This is a genomic window from Streptomyces sp. RLA012 (assembly GCF_056270325.1).
Genome location: NZ_JBWDPA010000002.1, coordinates 1,114,824 through 1,133,812, shown reverse-complemented (window position 1 = coordinate 1,133,812; position 18,989 = coordinate 1,114,824). Strand labels below are relative to the sequence as shown.

Below are 18,989 nucleotides of genomic sequence, written 5' to 3'. Positions count from 1 at the left end.
TGGCTCCGGGTCCGCTCCGCGCGCCCAGGCCGCGGCCCACGGACGAGGCGTCCCAAGAACCGGCCGTGGTGCTGTCCACGCGCCGAAGCACGAGAGAAACAGCTCAATATGAAGATCTTGAAAGGCCGTGTGGCAGTTGTCACCGGCGGGGCGAGCGGCATCGGCCTGGCAATGGCGACAAGGTTCCTGCGTGAGGGGATGCGCGTGGTCGTCGCAGACAACGACGACGCCTCTTTGGAACGCGCCGAGGCCTCACTCGCGGAACTAGGCGAAGTCCTCGCCGTCCACACGGACGTGGCGGCCGCCGCCTCGGTCGAGGCGCTACGGGACGCGGCGGTCCTCCGGTTCGGTGCGATTCACGTTCTGTGCAACAACGCAGGCGTGGGCGGGCTGCAGCGGTTCGCTCACACCACGCTGGCCACCTGGGAGTGGACCTTGGGTGTCAACCTGCATGGTGTCGTCTTCGGTTGCCACCTCTTCCTGCCGGTGCTCGCGGCTCAGGACGAGGCCCACATCGTCAACACTGCGTCCATGGCCGGATTCCTCACCGGCCCCTACCTGGGTCCCTACTGCGCTTCGAAGGCCGCCGTGGTCGCCCTGTCGGAGTGCATGGCCGCCGAGTTCGCGACGGAGTTCCCCCACATCGGCGTGTCGGTGCTGTGTCCCGCCTACACCGCCACCAACATCCGCCACGACGAACGCAACGCCCCTGCGGGCCACATGATCCGCGCCCAATCCGATCCCGACCTCGACGGACAGCGACAGGAGAGCTATCGCAACATCGAAGCCGGTATCTCCCCGGACGAGGTCGCCGAACTCGTCGTCCGCGGCATGGCCGAGCGCCGAACGCACCTGTTTCCCCAGCCCCGATGGGTCGGCTTCTTCGAACAGCGTGCCGCTGCCATCGCCGCAACCCTCGGCTGAACCAGCCGCGGCCTGAGGCAGGGACGGCTCTCGGCAGCGGTCGATCCGGCCGCTGCCGACGAGGCTCCCACAGTCCGTCACAGGATTCCCGCCACTCGGTCGGGCCACTGCGCTCAAGCCGTCGCCGTGCTGTCTTCCACGGTGTACGCCCGTTGCATCTCTGATCACCATTGCCGAAGCACTCGGAGGAACCATGTCATCTGCGTTTGCGTGCACTGGCGTGCCGACGCCCTCGCCCCCGAGTGGGGGCGGCAGACACATCGCCGTGTTCAATGCACCACAGTCTGGACATGTCAATCCAACGCTGGCCGTTGTGGCCGAGCTGGTCGCCCGTGGCCACCGAGTCAGCTACGCGATCACCGAGGACTTCGCGCGCCAGGTGAAAGCGGCAGGAGCAAACATCGTCACCTACCGCCTTCCGAGCACCAACCTCGAATCATCGGAGGACCTGACGGCCGGAGCGGCCCAGGCGATGCAGCAGAACATGCGCGCCCTGCCTGAACTGATGGCGGCCTTTGCCGACGACACACCTGATCTCGTCCTCTACGACCTGGCCGCCGCTGGAGGGAGGCTGCTCGCCGCGCACTGGCAGGTTCCCGCGATGCTGCTCGCTCCGACCCACCTGCCTTACGAGGGTGTCCTGCCAGAGCTGTACGGGGTGCCGGATCTGAGCCACATCCCCGGTGCCGACATGCTGAGGATGGTGCTCGCAGCCCACGGCGTGAACGAGTCACTGGAGGAACTGCTCCTTGCTCCTCGCCAAGCCGTGGCGTTCTTTCCTCGGGCCTTCCAGCGCAACCCCGACACCGTCACCGCCGGGTCCGTCACCTACGCAGGGCCTGCGCTGGGTGACCGCTCGTACCAAGGCAGCTGGAAGCCCCCGCAGGACGGGCGCACAGTCCTCCTCGTCTCGCTCGGCACTCAATTCACCCGTCGACCCGAGTTCTACCGGGCGTGCATCGAAGCCTTCGCGGACACCGACGTGCACGTCGTCATGTCTGTCGGACACAGTGTCGACCCCGCCGGCCTCGGACCTGTGCCGAAGACGATGGAGATCCACACCAGCGTGCCCCAGCTCGATGTGCTCGCCCACGCGGCAGCGTTTGTCACGCACGGTGGAATGGGCAGCGTCATGGAAGCACTGGCCCACGGAGTTCCGCTCGTCGTCGTCCCTCAGATGGCGGAACAACAGGCCAACGCCCACCAGGTCGAGCACCTCTCTCTCGGCCTGCATCTGCCCCGAGAACAGGCCACACCCCAGGCACTGCGCGACTCAGTCCGGCGCGTCACCACCGACCCGGAAATCGCCCGAGGTGTCGCCGTGCTCCGCCAGGCGATCCACGAGGCCGGCGGGGCCGTCGCCGCGGCGGACGCCATCGAGCGGGCTTTGACACGCGAACCGACGCACTGAACGCTGTTGCGGCGTGCCGTCGTACGGCGGGGGAGCGGACCAGCCCCAGAGCGCGGCTCTTCTCCCCGCGGCCGGAAAGGGAGTTCGAGAAGGCGGCCGGCGCTGGTCCTCGCACGATCAGGCACGCCGTCAGTGCTCAGGGCAGGTCACGCCTTGCACCCATTCGCGTGGGCAACCCGACAGAAGCGTGTCGAACGGAGCCAGGAGCGTCGAAGGCGCCCGGCAGTATCCGGTGCCGACCGGAATCCGGTCGGCACTCGGGTGATCCGAAGTTGCCATCGCCCGAGCTCTGCCCGCAGGTCTGGTCAGCACCCGTTCTTCTCGGACGGGCACAACGCAAGCGAGCCGATGAGGACGTCATGGTGCTGCTGAGGATCTCCCTGCGGAACGTCCTCGCCCACAATGGACGGATGGCGTTCTCCCTGGCGGCCGTTGTGCTGTCGGTGGCATTCGTCGTCGGCTCGCTCGTGTTCTCGCGCACCGCGGCGAGCACGTTCGACAGGCTCTTCGCCACCACCGCCTCCGACCTGTCCGTGCGGCTTGCCGAGAACGGCGACGAGACGGCGGGCGGACCTGCTGACGGCTCCGCCCGGCCCCTCCCGGCACGGACCGCCCGCCGGATCGCCGCGCTGCCCGGAGTGCGGACCGCGGTGGGGGACGTCAGGGTCGGCAACGCGGGGCTGGTGAACCCTGCCAATCACCAGCAGGTCGGACCGCGCGACGGCGCGCCGGTCACGGTCGGCGCCTGGACCGCCTCGGCCGGACGCCGGCTCGCCCTGTCCTCCGGGCGTGCCCCGACCGGCAGCCGCGAGATCCTGTTGGACGCCGACACCGCCGACAACTCCCGGATGCGGATCGGTGATCGGCTGCGCGTGGTCGCCCAGACGGGCTCCCACGACTTCACCGTTTCTGGCATCGCCCGCTTCACCGCGGTCAGCCCCGGTACCGCCCTCGCCCTGCTGGAGCCCGCCACCGCTCAGAGGACCCTGCTGGGCACCGCGGGGTTCACCTCGATCGAGATCCATGCCGACGGAACCCGCAACGTTCACCGCCTCAAGGAGGAGATCGCGCGCGACCTCGGCCCCGGCTACACGGTGCTCACGGCAGCCGAGCAACGCCGACAGGACACCACCGACCTCCACTCTCTGCTCGGCTTCCTCACGTATGCCCTGCTGGGCTTCGCAGGTATCTCGCTCCTGGTCAGCGGCTTCCTGATCATCAACACCTTCTCCATGTTGGTTACCCAACGGACCCGTGAGTACGGGCTGTTGCGTGCCATTGGCGCCAGCAACCGGCAGGTTTCCCACGCGCTGCTGCTGGAAGCGGTGGCCCTGGGGATCCTGGGCTCCGCCCTGGGCCAGCCGGCCGGTCTCGGCCTCGCCGTTCTGCTGACCCGCCTCATGGCCACCGTCGGTATGGACTTCGGAGACGCGCGCCTGGTCTTCCCGGTCAGCGTTCCGGTCGCGTCGACCACGGTGGGCGTGCTGGTCACTGTGCTCGCGGCACTGGTACCCGCACGCAGCGCCGCCAAGGTCTCCCCCCCTCGCGGCGATGCGCCACCACGGCGTCCCCTCGGAACAGGGAGTCGGCTGCTTGCGGACGGGCACCGCCCTGCTGTCGACCGGTCTCGGCACCGCGTCCCTGATCGCCTCCGCGGCCTTGGCGGACACCACCACCGGAGGCCCGGTGCTGGCCGTCGGCGTCCTCCTCACGCTCACCGGGTTCGTGACGGGAGGTCCTGTGCCGGCCACGGCGGCCGTCCGCATCCTGGGGGCAGCGCCAGCCGCGATGTTCGGTGTGGCCGGCCGACTCGCCCAGCGCAACGCCATGCGCAGTCCGCGCCGTACCGGCGCCACAGCTGTCGCTTTGATGATCGGCATGTCCGTGGTGACCTTCGCCGGCGTGGTCACCACCTCCCTGACCCGCTCGGTCGACTCTCAGGTCGACCGCTCGATCGGTGCCGACTACGCGGTGATGACCCGGCACGGTGTACTGCCGCGGCCCGCGGTCGCCGCCGTGCGGGCCGTCCCGGGCTTGCGACATGTCACCGAGCAGAAGGAGGTCAAGGCGGTCATCCTCACTCCCGACGGGCAGCGGACCACCACCAGGGTCCGCGCCTGCTCCCTCTCGGTACTCCATGACCTGCGCCTGCCGGTCACTGCGGGCACTCCTGAAGGGGCCTTCACGGGCGGGATCTCCGTGGATGCGGACTTCGCCGACGATCACCACCTCGCACTGGGCTCACGCCTGACTGTCACCTACGTCGGCGGCCGGGCGCAGTCGCTGCCGGTCGCGCTGATCACCACGGTCGGCAGTGGGCTGTTCAACGGCGCGTTCTACACCGGTCTCCCCACCTACACGAGCGTCGTCCCGGAGGTCGAACAGCCCGGCCCCCGCATGCTGTTCGCCCAGGTGTCGCCCGGCACCGACGAGACGCGGACGATGGCTGCCCTGAAGCGTGCGGTCACGCCCTACCCCCAGCTGACGGTCCAGGACCAGGCCGGCTACAAGAAGAGCGTCCGAGAGCAGATCGGGGCCGTGCTGTATCTGGTGTACGCCCTGCTCAGCCTGGCAATCACAATCGCTGTGCTCGGAGTGGTCAACACCCTGGCACTTTCGGTGGTCGAGCGCACTCGGGAGATCGGTCTGCTTCGGGCCATCGGCCTCTCACGACGACAGCTGCGCCGGATGATCCGTCTGGAGTCCGTGGTGATCACCTTGTTCGGTGCGCTTCTGGGGACCGGTCTCGGCCTGGCGTGGGCGATCTGCACCTGCAGAGTGCTCGCCACCAAAGGGCTGGACCGGATTTCCATCCCCGTCACCACGATCACCTCCATTCTGGCCGCCTCCGTCCTGGTCGGCCTTGTCGCCGCGCTCGGCCCGGCCTACCGAACGGGACGGATGCACGTACTGAGCACTGCGGGAACGGACTGACTGTGGTCGGTGCCGACCGGCCCGAGGCCGGTCGCGCTCAACGCCGTCGTGGACTGGCCTCGCGGGCGGCCGAGAGCGGCTGCCCGGCATCCCGGCCCCGCAGGCCCCGTAGCGTCACCGCGGCCGGCGCGTTGCCCTCCACCCCGAGCGCCATCCGCGTCCCCGGCCGAGACTGCGCCCTGCGCCCGGACAGCAACTCCCGCGTCAACTCGGCGGGTTCGGCGGGCGACGCCGGCCCCTACACCGCGCCCCGCCTCCGCTCACCCACCTGCTCAGGGGCCTGATCCCGTTCCTGAAGGGAGCGGATGGTTCGGCACCCTGTGTCAGTCGGCACCCTGTGTCAGTGCTCTGCGGCATGATGACCGCCGTTAACACCGAGATACTCATAGGCGTCTGGCAGCGGCTTCTCACCGACCCTCATAAGTCGTGGGTGCTGTTCGAGTACGGCACTTGCGTCGTGCTGACCGCTCCGGATGGAGACCTTGCGGAGCAGGCCACCGAGATCCTGAAGGAGTTCGGCCCGGCGCATGCCGGATCTTCGGCGGGAGACTTTGGGGTGATCGACCTCAAGGACGCGGAGGGATGGGTTGTCACCGGGCACCACCACGATGTCCTCACCTATGTCGGCCCTGACGAGCCTCATGATCAGTCGGAGATCGCTGTCGGGCTGTTCGGACGTTCCAAGCGCCATCGGGATGGCACCGAACTGCACATCGTGCACGTTCAGGACAAGCGAGGTTCAGCGGACCTGGCATGAGTGTCCGCGTGCCACCGTCGGTGGTCGCCGGGGGCGTATCGGCTCCAGGTTCCGCCTGCTTCGGTGACCAGCCATGTGGCGGTCTTGTCGTGGTGGCCGAGGGCCTTCGCGATGACGGGGGCGGGAGAGGGCAGTTGGATCGCGCGGAGAGCTTTCGGGCCGTCAGGGCGGGAGAAGTTGATGGCCGTCATGGTGTGCGCTTTCCCGTCCCGTGATGGATGTGAGCCCGGTGGTCGCGTCTCGATCTGCGCGTTTGCCGGGTCAGTGGCGTGTGGTGACGCGGGTCTGCGCGATCAGCCCGAGCGTTGCGGCGAGGAGGATGGCGACGCCGTAGCCGAGGACGGTGCCCTGCAGGCCGACCGGACTGATCAGGAGTCCTGCGATGATCGCCGGCACTCCGAAGCTCAGATAGGCGACCAGGTAGATGGATGCGAAGAGTCCTGCCCTCTGGTGGGGCTGTGCGAGGGGGGCGATGGTTCGGATGGCACCGGAGAACGAGGCGCCGAAGCCCACGCCGCCGATGATGCCTCCCACCCACAGCAGGGAGAGCGTTCCGGCGGCGACACCGGCCATGATCACTGCGGTGCCCAGCAGCACACCCGCGCCGCCGACGAAGGTGGTGCGGCGTGCTGTCAGACGGCCGAGGAAGAGGCCGGCGACGGCGGCCGCCGCGGGCTCGACGAAAGCGGTGGCACCGTTGAGGAGACCACTGTGCAGGCCCAGCAGGTCCCGGATGATGGTGGGTACGAGCCCCATGAAGAGCCCGGCCAGCATCCAAGCTGCCAGGTGGACGGGAATGCTCGCCAGGAACTCACGACGTACGGCCGGGGGGACCGAGACGCGGGGAATCAGGGCGCGTGCCGCTCCGGGACGCGTGGAGGCGGTCTCGGCGGAGAAGGCGGCGACACCCGTGCCGACGGCCATGATCACCGCGAGGGCCGTGAACACGATCACCGTCGCGTGGCTGCTGAACTGGACCGCTGTGCCGGTCAGCAGGGCTCCGAGGCCGAGTCCGCCGGCCGGAGCGATGCTGGTGATGATGGTGCCCAGCTTCTTGTGGCGGTCCGGGGCATGTTCCACGACCGAGGCGGAGAAGGCGCTCGTGGCCGCGCCGGTGGCGATGCCCTGGATGGTGCGGGCTGCGATGACCCAGCCGATGTCCGGAGCGAGGACGAACATGAGCATCGCCCCGAGCTCGATCAGGAGCGACCCGGTCAGGACTGGCCGGCGTCCGATGTGGTCGGAGAGTGAGCCGGTGACCAGCAGGGCCGCCAGCAGGCCGAGTGCGTAGGAGGCGAAGGCGACCGTCAGTACCCAGGCGGGGAAGTGCCACTGCTGCTCGAAGACGACGAGCAGCGGGGTGGGTGCTCCTGCGGCCAGGTAGAGCGCTGCGAAGACGGCGGCCGACCCGGCGAACGCCGCGGAGGAAGGAAGGAGCCTGCGGGAGGGACCGGGCTCGGAGGGCGTGAGGTCGGGCGCGAGGCCGGAGCTGCGGTCGTGTATTGATTCGGTGAGGGACACCCCAGACCTCCTAAGCCCAAGTGTTGTGCGTTAGCTGCACCGTAGACCTGGAGGAGGGTTAATGCAAAGCGGTGTGCGTTACGATGGGGGCATGGTTGCAGAATCGTCCCCGCGGCGCCGCACCGGAGGCCGCAGCGCCCTGGTGCTGACGTCCATCAGGAAGGCCGTCGAGGAACTGATCGCCGAACGGGGCAGCGACGCTGTCACCATCCCCATGGTCGCGGAGCGCGCGGGAGTGAATCACTCGAGCATCTACCGACGGTGGGGCGATGCGCGGACCATGATCAACGACCTGGCGACCTACCGGCCCGACCCGGACCGCGGCCTTCCCGACACCGGAGACCTGCGCGCCGATCTGACCACATGGGCACAGGAACTGATCAGCCACTACAGCGTCCCGGTGAACGCCGCCCTCCTGCGCGGCGGGGCCGCCGCGGCCGGTGAGAGCGAATCGGACTGCCTGCGCGACCGGCGGGCAGAAGCAGCCGCCTTCGCCGCCCGGCCCGGCAGCACCTTCAGCGGCAACCAGGTCATCGACGGACTGGTGGCCCCCATCATCTACAGGACCATCTTCCTGCCCTGGACACTGCCCGAAGTGGATCCGCGCACCTACGTGGACGAACTCTGCAACCGCTCCGCCTGATCCCCGCCCCCGGAGACACAGGTACCAGTCGCAGTCTTCGCCCACTCGGATCGAACCCGTCCGGGAGCCCGACGAGCGCGGCACACACATCAAGTGCCGCTATGGCGCCGCATCACAGCGCATCCCGCCGACGCCGCTCCGTGTCCGAGTCCCCGTCAGACCCCATCGGACCCCATCGGACCCGGAGCGGTTCATCGGTCGACTCAAGCCGGAGGTTCAGGGGATACCGGGCTCCGACCGGACAGCTCGGCCTCCCGTCCGTGGAGTGCGTTCGCCAACTGCACGCGCGAGTGAATGCCCAGCTCGGCGAAGATCGAGCGGACGTGGGTGCCGATCGTGTTGGGTGACAGGCCCAGGTTGTCGGCGACCGCTCTATTGGTGAGCCCGGAGCCGATCAGACGTGTGACCGCCAGTTCCGTCTTGGTCAGTGCCTGCCACCCCGACGCGGGGCGCGCCGCTTCCGTCGCCCACTTCGCGCGTCGAACCTTGGTGGCGAACCACTCGGGTTCGCCACCCGGGTGCGGGAGTATCAGCCCGTACTCCATCGTGATGTCCGAATCGATCTCGGTGAGGCCGGCAAGGACCTGCTTCTCCGGCCGGCCGGTGATCGCCGACCAGGATGCCACGATTTTCTTGATCAATTTCTGTTTGACTTCGAGGGGACGTCCGGCACGGATCGCCCCCTGAATACCAGAAGGTTCTATCTGGCAGACGGCTCCGGGTATGGCGCCGAGAGGTCTGAGGTCTGCCGAGAGTCCGTTCTTCACCTGGTGGGCCCTCACATCGACGTACGCCGCGCAGTCGGCGAAGTCGCCGGAAACTGGTCTCGATAGGGGCAAGGAAGTGATCGACGGTGGACGTGGCCACCCGGCCACCGTCGCTGAGAATTCACGCGGGACCCCGGACCGCCGTATCCGACCCGGCGGCCGTGGTCAGCTCTTGCCGAGCAGCTCGCGCACGTGCTGGACGATTTCCTCGTTCGTGTAGGAGTGGCCGCCGATGCCCCAGCCTCCCGGGACGGCTTCGGTCAGGGCTACCCAGGTGCGGTCGGCGAGAGAGGCGTCACCGGCCGCCTCGGCGACGAGGTCCGAGATCTCCTTGACCAAGCCCAGTTGCTGCTCCCGGTTCAGCGCCCCCGCGTTGGTGGTGACGTTGACGCGGATGTGGCCGCTGCTCCCGCCGGCGTCGGAGAAGGCGTCGGCGTCGAGCTCGTGAACGAAGGCAGCCGTGTTGTCGGTGAAGAACGGGATGGCCGGGACCTTCTCCCATCGCATGATGGCTTGTGCCAGGTCCTGGGCCAGCTTCTTGCGGTCCTTGATGGTTCCCTTGGCCGTGTAGACGTCGATCATGGGCATGGAGGATTCCTCGTTTCGTTGTGTGATGTTCCAGGGTGGGCCGAGCAGTTGTGGAAGACCTGCGTGCGGGACAGCGGTCAGTGCGCTTCGGGCGGCTGGGCCCGGTAGGCGTCCGCGATGTGTTGGCCCAGGTCCAAGTCGAAGTCGGCGCCCGCTCGTTGGGCCTGCGCCCGTATCCGTTCGAGCGCGGGCCGGAACCCGGGCCCGGCGGCCAGCTGCGCGGCCGCGTCGGCCGAGTCGAGGAACGCGCTTGGATCGGGCAGCGAAGTCCGGTTGACCAGCCGCTTGGCCGCGGCCAGGGCATGGCGGTCGAACCGTGCGATCCGCTGTGCCAGCGCGTCCACCCGCTGTGCCAGTTCTGCGGCTGGAAGCGCCCGGGTGATCCAGCCGTACCGCTCGGCGGTCTCCGCGTCGTAGTCCTGGCCGGTGACGGCGATCTCCAGGGCGCGGCTGCGGCCGACCAGCGAGACCAGGCGTTCCATGCCTCCACCTGCGGGCACGAGAGCGGAGCCGATCTCGGGCTGGCCCAGGACAGCGGTCTCCAGAGCGGCGTAGCGCAGGTCGCAGGCGAGGGCCAGTTCGTTGCCGCCGCCCCTGGCTCGGCCGGCGATCTGCGCGATGGAGATCGCCGGCAGGGTGCTGAGCCGGATCGTGAGGTCGAGGAAGAAGGGCAGACCGGTGGGTCCGGGATCGGTGGGCAGCGGGCCGGCGGAGAGGTCGTAGCGCGCGAAGAAGTAGTCGCGGTCGGCGCTGTCGAGTACCAGGACCCGTAGGTCCTCGGCCTTCTCCGCGGCTTCCACCAGGGTCCGCAGCTCGGCGGCCGTAGCCGCGTTCATCAGGTTCGTCGGCGGGTGGTCGAAGGTGGCCCGCCAGTAGCCGGGTGCTGCCTCGGTGATCGTGAACTGTGTGAGGTCAAGTCCGTGAACATCCATGGGAGTTCGTCCTTCAGGCCGGTTGGCGGGTCGGCAGGACGGCGATCTCGGCCAGGTTCACACGGGCCGGCAGCGATACGGCATAGGCGACGACGTCGGCCACGTCCTGTGGGGTGAGCCACTCGATCTGCGTCCGGGTGTCGGCCAGGCGCTCACGGGATTCCGCGCTGGGGATGTGGGACTGCAGCTCCGTGTCGACGATGCCCGGCTCCACCGTGGTCACCCGCACCTGCTTCGGCCCCAGTTCGGCCCGCAGGTTCCGGCCGAGGTGGATGACGTAGGCCTTGGAGGCGGCGTAAGCGGCGTAGGTGGGGAAGACGGTTCGGCCGGCGATGGAGGCGGTGTGGACGAGGTCGGCCACCCCGTAGGCGGCCGCCGACTCCACGAGTTGGCTGCCGAAGGCGAGCACAGTGTTGTTGACCGCGCCGACGTTCAGCGCGGTCTGCCGCGACCACTCCCCGGGGACGGGCTCGGCCAGGGGCGTGGGCAGCATGATCCCCGCGTTGCCGACCACGATGCCCGCGGGGCCGAGGGTGTCCGCGACGCGACCGGCGACGTCCTGGAGCGCGGTGGCGTCGGTGACGTCGACGGTGAACCAGGCGGCGTGGCCGCCGCCGGCCTCGATGTCCGTGCAGATGTCCTTCAGGCGATCCTCGCGGCGAGCCAGCAGCGCGACCGCTGCCCCACGGCGGGCGAGTTCCCTGGCGACCTGCTCGCCGATTCCGCTGGACGCGCCCGTGACGACGGCGACGCGTCCTGCCAGCTCGGCGGGCTCCGATGCGTTCATGCCGCCAGTGTCGCCGCGGGCCGCGGCGGTGGAATCACGTACGGCACGTGGTCCTGCGTAGTGGATCACTACGTGCCGGCCCATCGCGTGCGGCGCCGTCCCGGGTGCGACACGTGGTCGGCTGCGCGGCTGAGCCCCGCGTCGCGGGCGGTTCCGCCTCCTGCCCCTTCGTCACCCCGCCGCGGTCGGGGCCCCGCCGATGGCTCGGCCTACGGGGGTGCGCTCAGACCGCGGCGGTCGGCGAGCTCGCGGCGGGAGCGGACGTCGAGTTTCCGGAAGACTTTGCGCAGGTGGTAGTCGACCGTGTGGGCGCTGAGGAACAACTGGGCGGCGATTTCGGCGTTGGTCGCGCCGGAGGCAGCCAGGTGCGCGACCCGGGCTTCCTGGGCGGTCAGCTCGCTGCCCGTGTGGTGAGTGTCTCGCAGCTCGACCGGGGCGCCTGCCGCGGAGAGTTCCTGCGCCGTGCGCGCGGCGTACCCGTATGCGCCCATGGCCTCGAACAGCTGGTAGGCGATACGGAGTTGGCCGCGGGCCTCTTTGATCCGGCGTTCTCGGCGCAGCCACTCGCCGTAGAGCTGGTGGCTGCGCGCGCGGCGCCCGGGGCCTCGGGTGTTGTCGTGATGCTTGATGGCCTCCAGGTAGAGCCGCTCCTTCTCCGCCGGGTCTGCACAGGTCAAGGCCTGCGCGCGGGCGAAATCCCCCAGCAGGCCGGCCACCGGGGACCGCTCGGCGAGCCAGCTGAGGCGCTCCAGCAGTTCCGTGGCCTCCTTGTCCTTGCCGCAGCGGACGGCCGCCTCGACCATGTCCACGAGCGCGAACTTCAGCTGGCACACCTCCCCGATGTGGTTCTCCAGGCTGAGGTAGGCCTCGCGATAGCGCCCTTGGCCGAGTTCGACGACGCACTGCGCGTATGAGCGGAAGACCAGTTGGTAGCCCTGGCCGGTTCGCGCCGCGTGCTCGTCGACCGCCTCCATGAGTCGGCGCGCCCGGTCGGCGTCCCCACGCCAGGCAGCCACCAGGAGGGCTCCCAGGTGGAGATCCTCACCACGGGCCTCTTCCAGCGCCGCACGTTGGTCGAACAGACGCTCGGCCTCGGCCAGGCGGCCGACGATGAGTTCGGACAGAGCCGTGTGACTGAGGGCCAGCGCCATCGGGATGACCATGCTCTGCCGTCGGGCTTCGGACTCCATCCGCCAGGCGAGTTCGTGCAGGGCGATGTCGTCGCCGAGGATGGTGGCATGCGAGCAGGCCGCCGCCAGCCACTGGAACAGTTCCGGGGCGGTCGACTCCTCGCTGCGAGCCGCCGCGATCGCTTCCTTGAGCAGGGGAGTGGCTACGGCCAGCCCCTCCAGGTGGACCGCGGTGTCGGCCTCAAGGATCACATCGCCGGTGGTAGGAGGTAGATCCGCCGGCAGGGGAAGGGTACGGACGACCTCCGCCACGCTGCGCCGGGTGGCTCCGCGAGGGGCGAGCGAGTCGCTGATCTGGGCCTGGACAACGGCTTCGACCAGCACGTCCCGAGCCAGGCGGATGTCGACAGGGCCGAGCTCGCGCGCCGCCGAGAGCAAGGAGCCGGTGGCCGCGGCAGGCGCGCCCATGAGGCGGTGGACGCGAGCCTGGGCACGCAGGACCAACCCCTTGTGACGTCGATCGTCGCGGTAGGCGGCGGCTTCGTCGAGCAGGGTCTGCGCGCGGCCCGGAGTACCGGCCACCGCGCTTGCTTCGGCGGCGGCGAGGAGGCGACGACAGCGGGTGGGCAGGTCGGGAGTCAGGGTGGCGGCGCGCGACCAGAGGGTGGAGCTTCCGGTCCACCCTCCACGGTCCCGGGTACGTTCGGCGGCGTGCTCCAGCTCCGAGGCGACCGCTTCGTCGGGATCGGTGGCGGCCGCGGCCAGGTGCCAGGCCCGCAGCTCGGCCTTGCCCAGGTCGCCGGCGACGGCGGCCAGGGCGGCGTGGACGCGTGCGCGCTGGGACAGCGGGGCGCCGTAGTAGATCGCCGAACGGATCAGCGGGTGGCGGAACCGGACGGTGTCCCGGATGGTGAGGAGGCCGCGCTTCTCGGCGGCGGCAGCGGCGGACGCGGCGAAACCGAGTGTGGTGCCGGCGCGCCAGAGCAGACCGGGATCGCTGGTGGGGTCGGCCGCGGCGGCCAGCAGCAGGACGCGCGTGCGCGGCGGCAGGGCCATCACCTCGCGGAGATAGCCGCGCTCCAACTCCTGCCCCAGGGGGATGAGTTCAGGCAGCGGGGACTCCCCGCTGAGTTGGGCGGGGTGAAGTTCCCGGGCGGCCTCGACCAAGGCCAGAGGGTTGCCTCCCGTACCGGTGACGATCCGGGCGCCGACCTCCGGATCGAGGACCCCGTCGACAGCCGACGCGAGCAACCGGCCGGCCGAGACGGGATCCAGACTGTCGACCGGAAGACGGGTCAGGCCTGCCAGGCGATCGACACGGTCGGCTGTTTCGCGTGCGGCGAACACCATGGCGGCCGAGTCCGCGTGCATCCGCCGGGCCACGAAGCACAGCACCTCGGCGGAGTCGTCGTCCAACCAGTGGGCGTCGTCCACCAGACACAGCAGGGGCCGGTCGTCGGACCGCGTCGCCAGCAGGCCGAGCGAGGCCATGGCGACCAGGAAGCGGTCCGGCGGCGTCGTCCGCCTCACGAGCCCGAAGACCTGGCCGATGGCCTCGCGCTGCGGCTCCGGCAGCTTGTGGAGATGGCTCAGGTAGGGCAGAAGGAGCTGGTGAAGAGCCGCATAGCCGAGTTCCGCCTCGGACTCGACGGCGTCGAAGCGCACGACCTCGAACTCTGGCGCCGCTGTTCGGTGCACGTAGTCCACGAGAGCGGTCTTGCCGGTGCCCGCGCCGCCTCGCAGCACGACGACCGCACTCATCCCACGCCGGGCATGATCGAGGACAGCACGCAGGTGGGTGCATTCCTCGTCACGGCCGAAAAGCTCACCCACGTGTCAACCCTCTGTCCGAGAGAGATGCGGTGCCCGAGGGAGGTGCGCTGACTTCCCGTGCCGGGGCACGGGATACCTCCCAGCACGTGCGCGCGCCAAGCGGTGCGCCCTCGAACATCCCTGGCTCCTGCAGTTGCTGATCTGGCCCGGAGCACTCCAGGTTAACCTCACCACCGGGCCCGGAGAACGTCGTGACCCACCGGCCGCTCGGGTCTCAAGCCCGGATCGGGTCGGCGACGCGCGCGGCCTCGGCCGTTCGGCGACCACGTACGACACGGGGATGCGCTGAGCCGGCGCCGTCCGGACGCTGAAGGTCGAGGTGGTCCCGACCGCACCCCCAAGCGCCCGGCCGGGAGTCCCGGCCGAGCGCCTGCCGAAGCGGCCCGGCGCACGCGGAGCCGTCCCCCAGGGTTGCCGAGCGCCCCGCCTACGGCCGCGTCAGCGTGTGTCCCTCCTCACCGACGACGTTGGGGGCATCCGTCACCGGAGTGACGTCTCCGGGCTGCACCGGCTGCACGTCGTGCGGCTCCGCGCCGGGCACCTCGCTGAGAGAGGGCTGCTCGTTCGTGCCTTCGCCGACCGTGAGGTCTTGCACCGGGGTGGGGGTGTACGGCCGTACGTGGTGCGGCTTACCGGGCACCTGGGTGACGACCGCTTCACGCGTCTGGACAATGCCCGTACGCGCAGTGAGGGCGGCACAGGACTCGGCCTCGCCATCGCTCGCGAGATCGCGACCGCCCATGGGGGAGCCCTCACTGCTCAAGCACCTCGTGCCGCCGACCGTGGTGCCCGCATGGTCCTGACCCTGCCCTTGCCCAAAACACAACGGCCGCCCCGCAGCTCGTGCCCGGGTGACTGATGAACGGCTACGGACGCGCGGTGACGGCGTGATGGCGTGATGTGGTGTGACCGTGTGTCGGTGTGTGTCGGTGTGCGCGACGCACGAGGATCCCGCGGCGTTGAGGGAGGTGCTCGCAATCTCGGTACGTCGCCACCTCTCACTCTGGTCGAGTGGAATCCGATGGTCGAGTGCCCCCTCACGGTCAGACCTGTTCCGGCGGCTGGAGGGCCACGTGACGGCCGAGCACGTTGAGCCGGCTGACCTGGTACCGAGCCCCAACTCGGCCAGTGACTCCACCACTTGACGCGGCACGACCCGGGATCATGCAGGCCGCGCTTCCCTCACCTATTCATGTGAGAGACAAGCAGCCGATTGTTCATCGACCCTGGTTCCAGATCGAACGAGGTAACGCTGCTCGTGAGAAGGCGGGCACGGCTGAACCAGCGCCGTGGTGAACACTCGTGGCGGCTCACAGCGCTGGAACCGCTTCCCAACAATGACCGCGCGACCCCGGTCCCCGCACCGGGGACCGAAGCACGCTCCAGTGAGAGGTGGACCCGATGGAAGGGACAGCCCTGAAGGTGCTGAACTACTCCCAGGCGCCGACCAGGAAGATCGCGGGCCTCCAGAGACGAATCGACCACTGAGTCCCAGCCGGTGCTCGGACCACAGCCCGAGCCGGTGGTCGGCTCGCTGACCACCGCCGCGATCTTTGGACGAGGCCGCCTCCCAGGTGGAGCTGACACTCCCCGGGCCTTCGTTGCTTTGGACGTGCCGGCTGCCGTGTCCTTCTGCGGATCTACCGGACAACTGGTCGATCACGGCGGCCGGTTCGAGTTCTTGATGAAGTTGCTCCGGCCGGTCGGCGTCCGCCCGGATGGCGGGTCATCGGCGAGGCGTGACGGGTCGCCGCGGACTCGTCACGTGGGTGGAGCTTATGTACCGGGCATTGACGCGATCAGATGGACGTGGACGTCTGTCCGGTGTTGTCAGGGTCGGTCGGGTTCGGGCCGGTCAGCGGCCCCCTTGTGCGCCCCGGTCGGCGAACAGGGCTCTGTATCAGTCCTGTTCCTGTTCACTCACGTATCGCTCGACCCCCATGTCGATGAGAGAGTCCATCGAGTCCAACTGTTCGGCCGCCGAGACGAGTTGATCGTATTCCGTCCGGAGGATGGGAACGCGGAGGTATTCGATCACGTGCGCAAGGTGGTCCAAGGCCATTTCGACCTCGTCGTTGTCAACGAGGTTGATGACCGACGCCAATGACCTTGTCCGCCTCTTCTCTTCTGCCATGCGCTGCTTGATGCTCTCGGCGGCGGAACGAATGAGTACATCGGGTGAGTGCTGCCGCTTCGGATCGCTCATGGGCTTGAGGGCGGCGTGGTGAGTGTGGTGGGTCCGTCGGTCGCGGCGTTGGCGTAGCGGCGGGCCAGATGCGCGAAGGCGACTTTGAGTTCGGTAGGCCCGATGACCTCGATGTCGGCGTCGAACCCGCCGATGGCCGCGGCCAGGCCGGGCCATGACCACGAGCCCAGCACGAGCCGGCAGCGGTCCGGGCCGAGTTCCTCGACGATTCCCTCGCGGGTGTAGCGGAGCACGACGGCGGCGGGGAGGTCGAGGATCACCTCACCGCGGCAGGGCCAGCCGCCAGGGCCGTCGGAGCCCCGGAACCTGCTGGTGACGAAGGCGGCTACGTCCCCTCCGGGTAGTTCGCGCGGGGTGAAACGGGGCCCTGTGGGGATGCGCGGGGTGATCCGGTCGGCGCGGAAGGTGCGCCAGTCGTCGCGGTCGAGGTCCCGGGCGACGAGGTACCAGCGCCCGCCCCAGGTGACGAGGTGATGGGGCTGCACCCGGCGCGGTGGAGGTGCGGCGAGGTCGTCGGCACCGGCTTCCGGCGGGGCTGCCGGGGTGTAGTCGAAGCGCAGCTCCTCGCGGGCGTGGACGGCGGCGCTGAGCGTCATGAGTACGCCGCTGTCGACCGGTGAGTTCGGCCGGGTCGAGGACCGCTCTACGGCGGTGACCTGCAGTGTGTCGATGCGGCGGCGCAGCCGTGCGGGCATGACCTGCCGGACGGTGGTGAGCGCGCGCGCCGCGGCTTCCTCGATGCCGGCACCGGTGGTGGTGGCGATCTGGAGTGCGACGGCGAGGGCGACGGCCTGCTCGTCGTCGAACAGCAACGGAGGCAGTTCCGTGCCGGCGTCCAGCCGGTACCCGCCGTCGGGCCCCTTGAAGGCCACGATGGGATAGCCGAGTTCGCGCAGGCGGTCGACATCACGGCGCACGGTGCGTGGGCTGATGTCCAGCCGCTCGGCCAGCAGCGCCCCCGGCCAGTCCCGGCGTCCCTGGAGCAGCGAGAGCAGCGACAGCAGTCGTGCTGAGGTCTTCGGCATGGCTCCCATCCTGCCCCGAGAAGCGGACACGTCCTGACCGCTTCCCCTGCGAGGGTGGTTCTCGTACCGAACAACGAAAACAACCAGAAGGACCCGATCACCATGACCGCCATGACCACGCCTCCTTCCGCTTTCGACGGCGAGCGGGCCGACCTGCTCGCCGAACTCGCGACCGCGCGATCGGCCCTGACCAACACCACACGCGGGCTCAGCGACGAGCAGGCCGGCGAGCGCCCGACGGTCAGCGCGCTGAGCCTCGGCGGTCTGATCAAGCACGTCGCGTCCGTCGAGGAAGGATGGATGCGCTTCGTGGTCGAGGGCCCGTCGGCGATGCGCTACGACCTGCCCGACGGCGTCACCTGGGCCGACCTCGCATCCGGTACCGCCCGCGAGTTCCCACAGTGGGCGATCGACCACCAGAACGACTTCCGCATGCTGCCCGGCGAAACCCTGGCCGGGATCGTCGAGCGTTACGAGCAGGTCGCCGCCCGGAGCGAGAAAGTCATCGCCTCCGTGCCCGACCTGTCGGCGACGCACCCGCTGCCGGAGGCACCCTGGCACGAGCCGGGAGCGGAGCACAGCGTGCGTCGGGTGCTGATGCATGTCATCGCCGAGACCGCCCAGCACGCGGGGCACGCGGACATCCTGCGCGAGGCGCTCGACGGGCAGACGTCCACCTGACCGGTGCCGCGCGCCGGACGCGGTGAACCAGGACCGGGCGGCGGCTGCCCGCCGGCCGTCCGGTCCCGGCCTCGGGACCTGCGCGGAAATGCGTACGTAGAAACACGTACGTAGAAACACGTACGTAGAAACACGTACGTAGAAACACGTACGTAGAAACACGTACGTAGAAACACGTACGTAGAAACACGTACGTAGAAACACGTGCGCGGAAACACGTGCGCGGAATCGAAGGGAACGGCGTCACCGTGAAGACTCCGCATGGTCGAGCCGCACAATGGTGCCCATCAATGTGGCAGCCAGAGAGGCACCAGAATGCGGGAAAAGGCCGACTTCATTGCGGATACCTACGCGCTCGGCACCGGATCGTGGACCATGGCACCCGTCACTCGTGGCGCGCTGGGGCAGATCTGGAAGTTGTCCGGAAACGGCTCCTCATGGGCGGTGAAGGAGCTTCTCTTCGGCTGTGACGAGCGCCAGGTCCACCGGGAATCCGCACTGCGGAACGCCACGGAGAAACTGGGGATATCCTCGCCCCGGCTCATCGCGAATCGCAATGACACCTACGTCTCTCAGCTCACCCCCTCGCTGGGCGGGTCCTATGTAAAGCTGTACGAATGGGTCGACGGAACTGCGGCGGACACTTCCGATCCGGAGATCCTCAGCTGGTGCGGCCGGACCCTGGCCATCCTTCACATGGCCGGAGCGGGCGCGAGCGAGACACCCGACTCCTGGTACGAACAGTGCCATCAAGAGGCCGACTGGGCAGAGTTGCACAAGGAGATTCGCCGGGTCGGTGTGCCGTGGTCGGACACACTGAGTCTTTCCCAGTAAGCGCTCGTCGCTCGCT

16 protein-coding genes and 3 pseudogenes are annotated in these 18,989 nt (G+C 69.0%); 10 read left to right on the top strand and 9 right to left on the bottom strand.

Annotated features, from left to right (window positions below; all coding sequences use genetic code 11):
• Positions 1 to 108 precede the first annotated feature (108 nt).
• The 6 genes and pseudogenes from RV986_RS05640 to RV986_RS05615 all read left to right on the top strand — a co-directional run bounded on the left by RV986_RS05640 (position 109) and on the right by RV986_RS05615 (position 6,026).
• Positions 109 to 924 (top strand): SDR family NAD(P)-dependent oxidoreductase, encoded by an 816-nt coding sequence (locus RV986_RS05640; RefSeq protein WP_475916320.1) that lies wholly within the window; start codon positions 109 to 111, stop codon positions 922 to 924.
• Positions 925 to 1,117: 193 nt separating this feature from the next.
• Positions 1,118 to 2,335 carry a macrolide family glycosyltransferase gene (locus RV986_RS05635; RefSeq protein WP_475916319.1) on the top strand — a complete coding sequence of 406 codons (1,218 nt, stop codon included), beginning with the start codon at positions 1,118 to 1,120 and terminating at the stop codon, positions 2,333 to 2,335.
• A 359-nt stretch (positions 2,336 to 2,694) separates the two neighbouring features.
• Positions 2,695 to 3,816, top strand: a pseudogene (locus tag RV986_RS05630) (ABC transporter permease); the annotation flags it as partial.
• A 70-nt stretch (positions 3,817 to 3,886) separates the two neighbouring features.
• Positions 3,887 to 4,783: pseudogene (locus RV986_RS05625) on the top strand (hypothetical protein); the annotation flags it as partial.
• Between the two features lie 39 nt (positions 4,784 to 4,822).
• Positions 4,823 to 5,269, top strand: a pseudogene (locus tag RV986_RS05620) (ABC transporter permease); the annotation flags it as partial.
• 355 nt (positions 5,270 to 5,624) lie between these two features.
• Complete coding sequence (locus RV986_RS05615; protein ID WP_475924185.1) at positions 5,625 to 6,026, top strand: hypothetical protein; 402 nt, start codon at positions 5,625 to 5,627, stop codon at positions 6,024 to 6,026.
• Between the two features lie 261 nt (positions 6,027 to 6,287).
• Here the strand turns inward: RV986_RS05615 and RV986_RS05610 are convergent, their stop codons facing one another.
• Positions 6,288 to 7,547, bottom strand: coding sequence for an MFS transporter (locus RV986_RS05610; RefSeq protein ID WP_475916318.1), 1,260 nt, complete (start codon positions 7,545 to 7,547; stop codon positions 6,288 to 6,290).
• A 91-nt stretch (positions 7,548 to 7,638) separates the two neighbouring features.
• Here RV986_RS05610 and RV986_RS05605 point away from each other — a divergent pair, with 91 nt between their 5' ends.
• Positions 7,639 to 8,190 (top strand): helix-turn-helix domain-containing protein, encoded by a 552-nt coding sequence (locus tag RV986_RS05605; RefSeq protein ID WP_475916317.1) that lies wholly within the window; start codon positions 7,639 to 7,641, stop codon positions 8,188 to 8,190.
• A 203-nt stretch (positions 8,191 to 8,393) separates the two neighbouring features.
• On the opposite strand, the gene RV986_RS05600 is transcribed toward RV986_RS05605, so the two are convergent.
• From RV986_RS05600 to RV986_RS05575, 6 genes are all read right to left on the bottom strand, one after another.
• A complete protein-coding gene (locus RV986_RS05600; RefSeq protein ID WP_475916316.1) occupies positions 8,394 to 8,957 on the bottom strand; it encodes a helix-turn-helix transcriptional regulator in 564 nt (187 codons plus the stop codon).
• A gap of 165 nt (positions 8,958 to 9,122) precedes the next feature.
• Positions 9,123 to 9,545 (bottom strand): tautomerase family protein, encoded by a 423-nt coding sequence (locus tag RV986_RS05595; protein ID WP_475916315.1) that lies wholly within the window; start codon positions 9,543 to 9,545, stop codon positions 9,123 to 9,125.
• 77 nt (positions 9,546 to 9,622) lie between these two features.
• Positions 9,623 to 10,477 carry an enoyl-CoA hydratase/isomerase family protein gene (locus tag RV986_RS05590; protein ID WP_475916314.1) on the bottom strand — a complete coding sequence of 285 codons (855 nt, stop codon included), beginning with the start codon at positions 10,475 to 10,477 and terminating at the stop codon, positions 9,623 to 9,625.
• 13 nt (positions 10,478 to 10,490) lie between these two features.
• Positions 10,491 to 11,264, bottom strand: a complete 774-nt coding sequence (locus RV986_RS05585; RefSeq protein WP_475916313.1) for an SDR family oxidoreductase — start codon at positions 11,262 to 11,264, stop codon at positions 10,491 to 10,493.
• 209 nt (positions 11,265 to 11,473) lie between these two features.
• Positions 11,474 to 14,227, bottom strand: coding sequence for an ATP-binding protein (locus RV986_RS05580; RefSeq protein ID WP_475916312.1), 2,754 nt, complete (start codon positions 14,225 to 14,227; stop codon positions 11,474 to 11,476).
• Between the two features lie 427 nt (positions 14,228 to 14,654).
• Entirely contained in the window at positions 14,655 to 14,969 is a 315-nt protein-coding gene (locus tag RV986_RS05575) for a hypothetical protein (protein WP_475924725.1), read from the bottom strand.
• Here RV986_RS05575 and RV986_RS05570 point away from each other — a divergent pair.
• Complete coding sequence (locus tag RV986_RS05570; protein WP_475924184.1) at positions 14,868 to 15,086, top strand: ATP-binding protein; 219 nt, start codon at positions 14,868 to 14,870, stop codon at positions 15,084 to 15,086. The genes RV986_RS05575 and RV986_RS05570 overlap by 102 nt on opposite strands.
• 1,041 nt (positions 15,087 to 16,127) lie before the next feature.
• Here RV986_RS05570 and RV986_RS05565 read toward each other — a convergent pair.
• Both RV986_RS05565 and RV986_RS05560 read right to left on the bottom strand, forming a co-directional pair.
• Positions 16,128 to 16,433: a hypothetical protein gene (locus RV986_RS05565; protein WP_475916311.1), complete on the bottom strand. Its 306-nt coding sequence runs from the start codon at positions 16,431 to 16,433 to the stop codon at positions 16,128 to 16,130.
• Positions 16,430 to 17,458, bottom strand: a complete 1,029-nt coding sequence (locus RV986_RS05560; RefSeq protein ID WP_475916310.1) for a helix-turn-helix transcriptional regulator — start codon at positions 17,456 to 17,458, stop codon at positions 16,430 to 16,432. Before RV986_RS05560 ends, RV986_RS05565 begins: the two co-directional genes overlap by 4 nt.
• Before the next feature lie 102 nt (positions 17,459 to 17,560).
• Here RV986_RS05560 and RV986_RS05555 point away from each other — a divergent pair, with 102 nt between their 5' ends.
• Together RV986_RS05555 and RV986_RS05550 are read left to right on the top strand one after the other, a co-directional pair.
• A complete protein-coding gene (locus RV986_RS05555) occupies positions 17,561 to 18,139 on the top strand; it encodes a DinB family protein (protein WP_475916309.1) in 579 nt (192 codons plus the stop codon).
• Positions 18,140 to 18,400: 261 nt separating this feature from the next.
• A complete protein-coding gene (locus RV986_RS05550; RefSeq protein ID WP_475916308.1) occupies positions 18,401 to 18,973 on the top strand; it encodes a hypothetical protein in 573 nt (190 codons plus the stop codon).
• Positions 18,974 to 18,989: the final 16 nt, after the last annotated feature.

Excerpts from the sequence above, each read along its gene's own strand:
- RV986_RS05640 (WP_475916320.1), top strand. The coding sequence starts at position 109 with ATGAAGATCTTGAAAGGCCGTGTGGCAGTTGTCACCGGCGGGGCGAGC.
- RV986_RS05635 (WP_475916319.1), top strand. The coding sequence starts at position 1,118 with ATGTCATCTGCGTTTGCGTGCACTGGCGTGCCGACGCCCTCGCCCCCG.
- RV986_RS05615 (WP_475924185.1), top strand. The coding sequence starts at position 5,625 with ATGATGACCGCCGTTAACACCGAGATACTCATAGGCGTCTGGCAGCGG.
- RV986_RS05605 (WP_475916317.1), top strand. The coding sequence starts at position 7,639 with ATGGTTGCAGAATCGTCCCCGCGGCGCCGCACCGGAGGCCGCAGCGCC.
- RV986_RS05595 (WP_475916315.1), bottom strand. The coding sequence starts at position 9,545 with ATGCCCATGATCGACGTCTACACGGCCAAGGGAACCATCAAGGACCGC.
- RV986_RS05590 (WP_475916314.1), bottom strand. The coding sequence starts at position 10,477 with ATGGATGTTCACGGACTTGACCTCACACAGTTCACGATCACCGAGGCA.
- RV986_RS05585 (WP_475916313.1), bottom strand. The coding sequence starts at position 11,264 with ATGAACGCATCGGAGCCCGCCGAGCTGGCAGGACGCGTCGCCGTCGTC.
- RV986_RS05575 (WP_475924725.1), bottom strand. The coding sequence starts at position 14,969 with ATGGGCGGTCGCGATCTCGCGAGCGATGGCGAGGCCGAGTCCTGTGCC.
- RV986_RS05565 (WP_475916311.1), bottom strand. The coding sequence starts at position 16,433 with ATGAGCGATCCGAAGCGGCAGCACTCACCCGATGTACTCATTCGTTCC.
- RV986_RS05560 (WP_475916310.1), bottom strand. The coding sequence starts at position 17,458 with ATGCCGAAGACCTCAGCACGACTGCTGTCGCTGCTCTCGCTGCTCCAG.
- RV986_RS05555 (WP_475916309.1), top strand. The coding sequence starts at position 17,561 with ATGACCGCCATGACCACGCCTCCTTCCGCTTTCGACGGCGAGCGGGCC.
- RV986_RS05550 (WP_475916308.1), top strand. The coding sequence starts at position 18,401 with ATGGTCGAGCCGCACAATGGTGCCCATCAATGTGGCAGCCAGAGAGGC.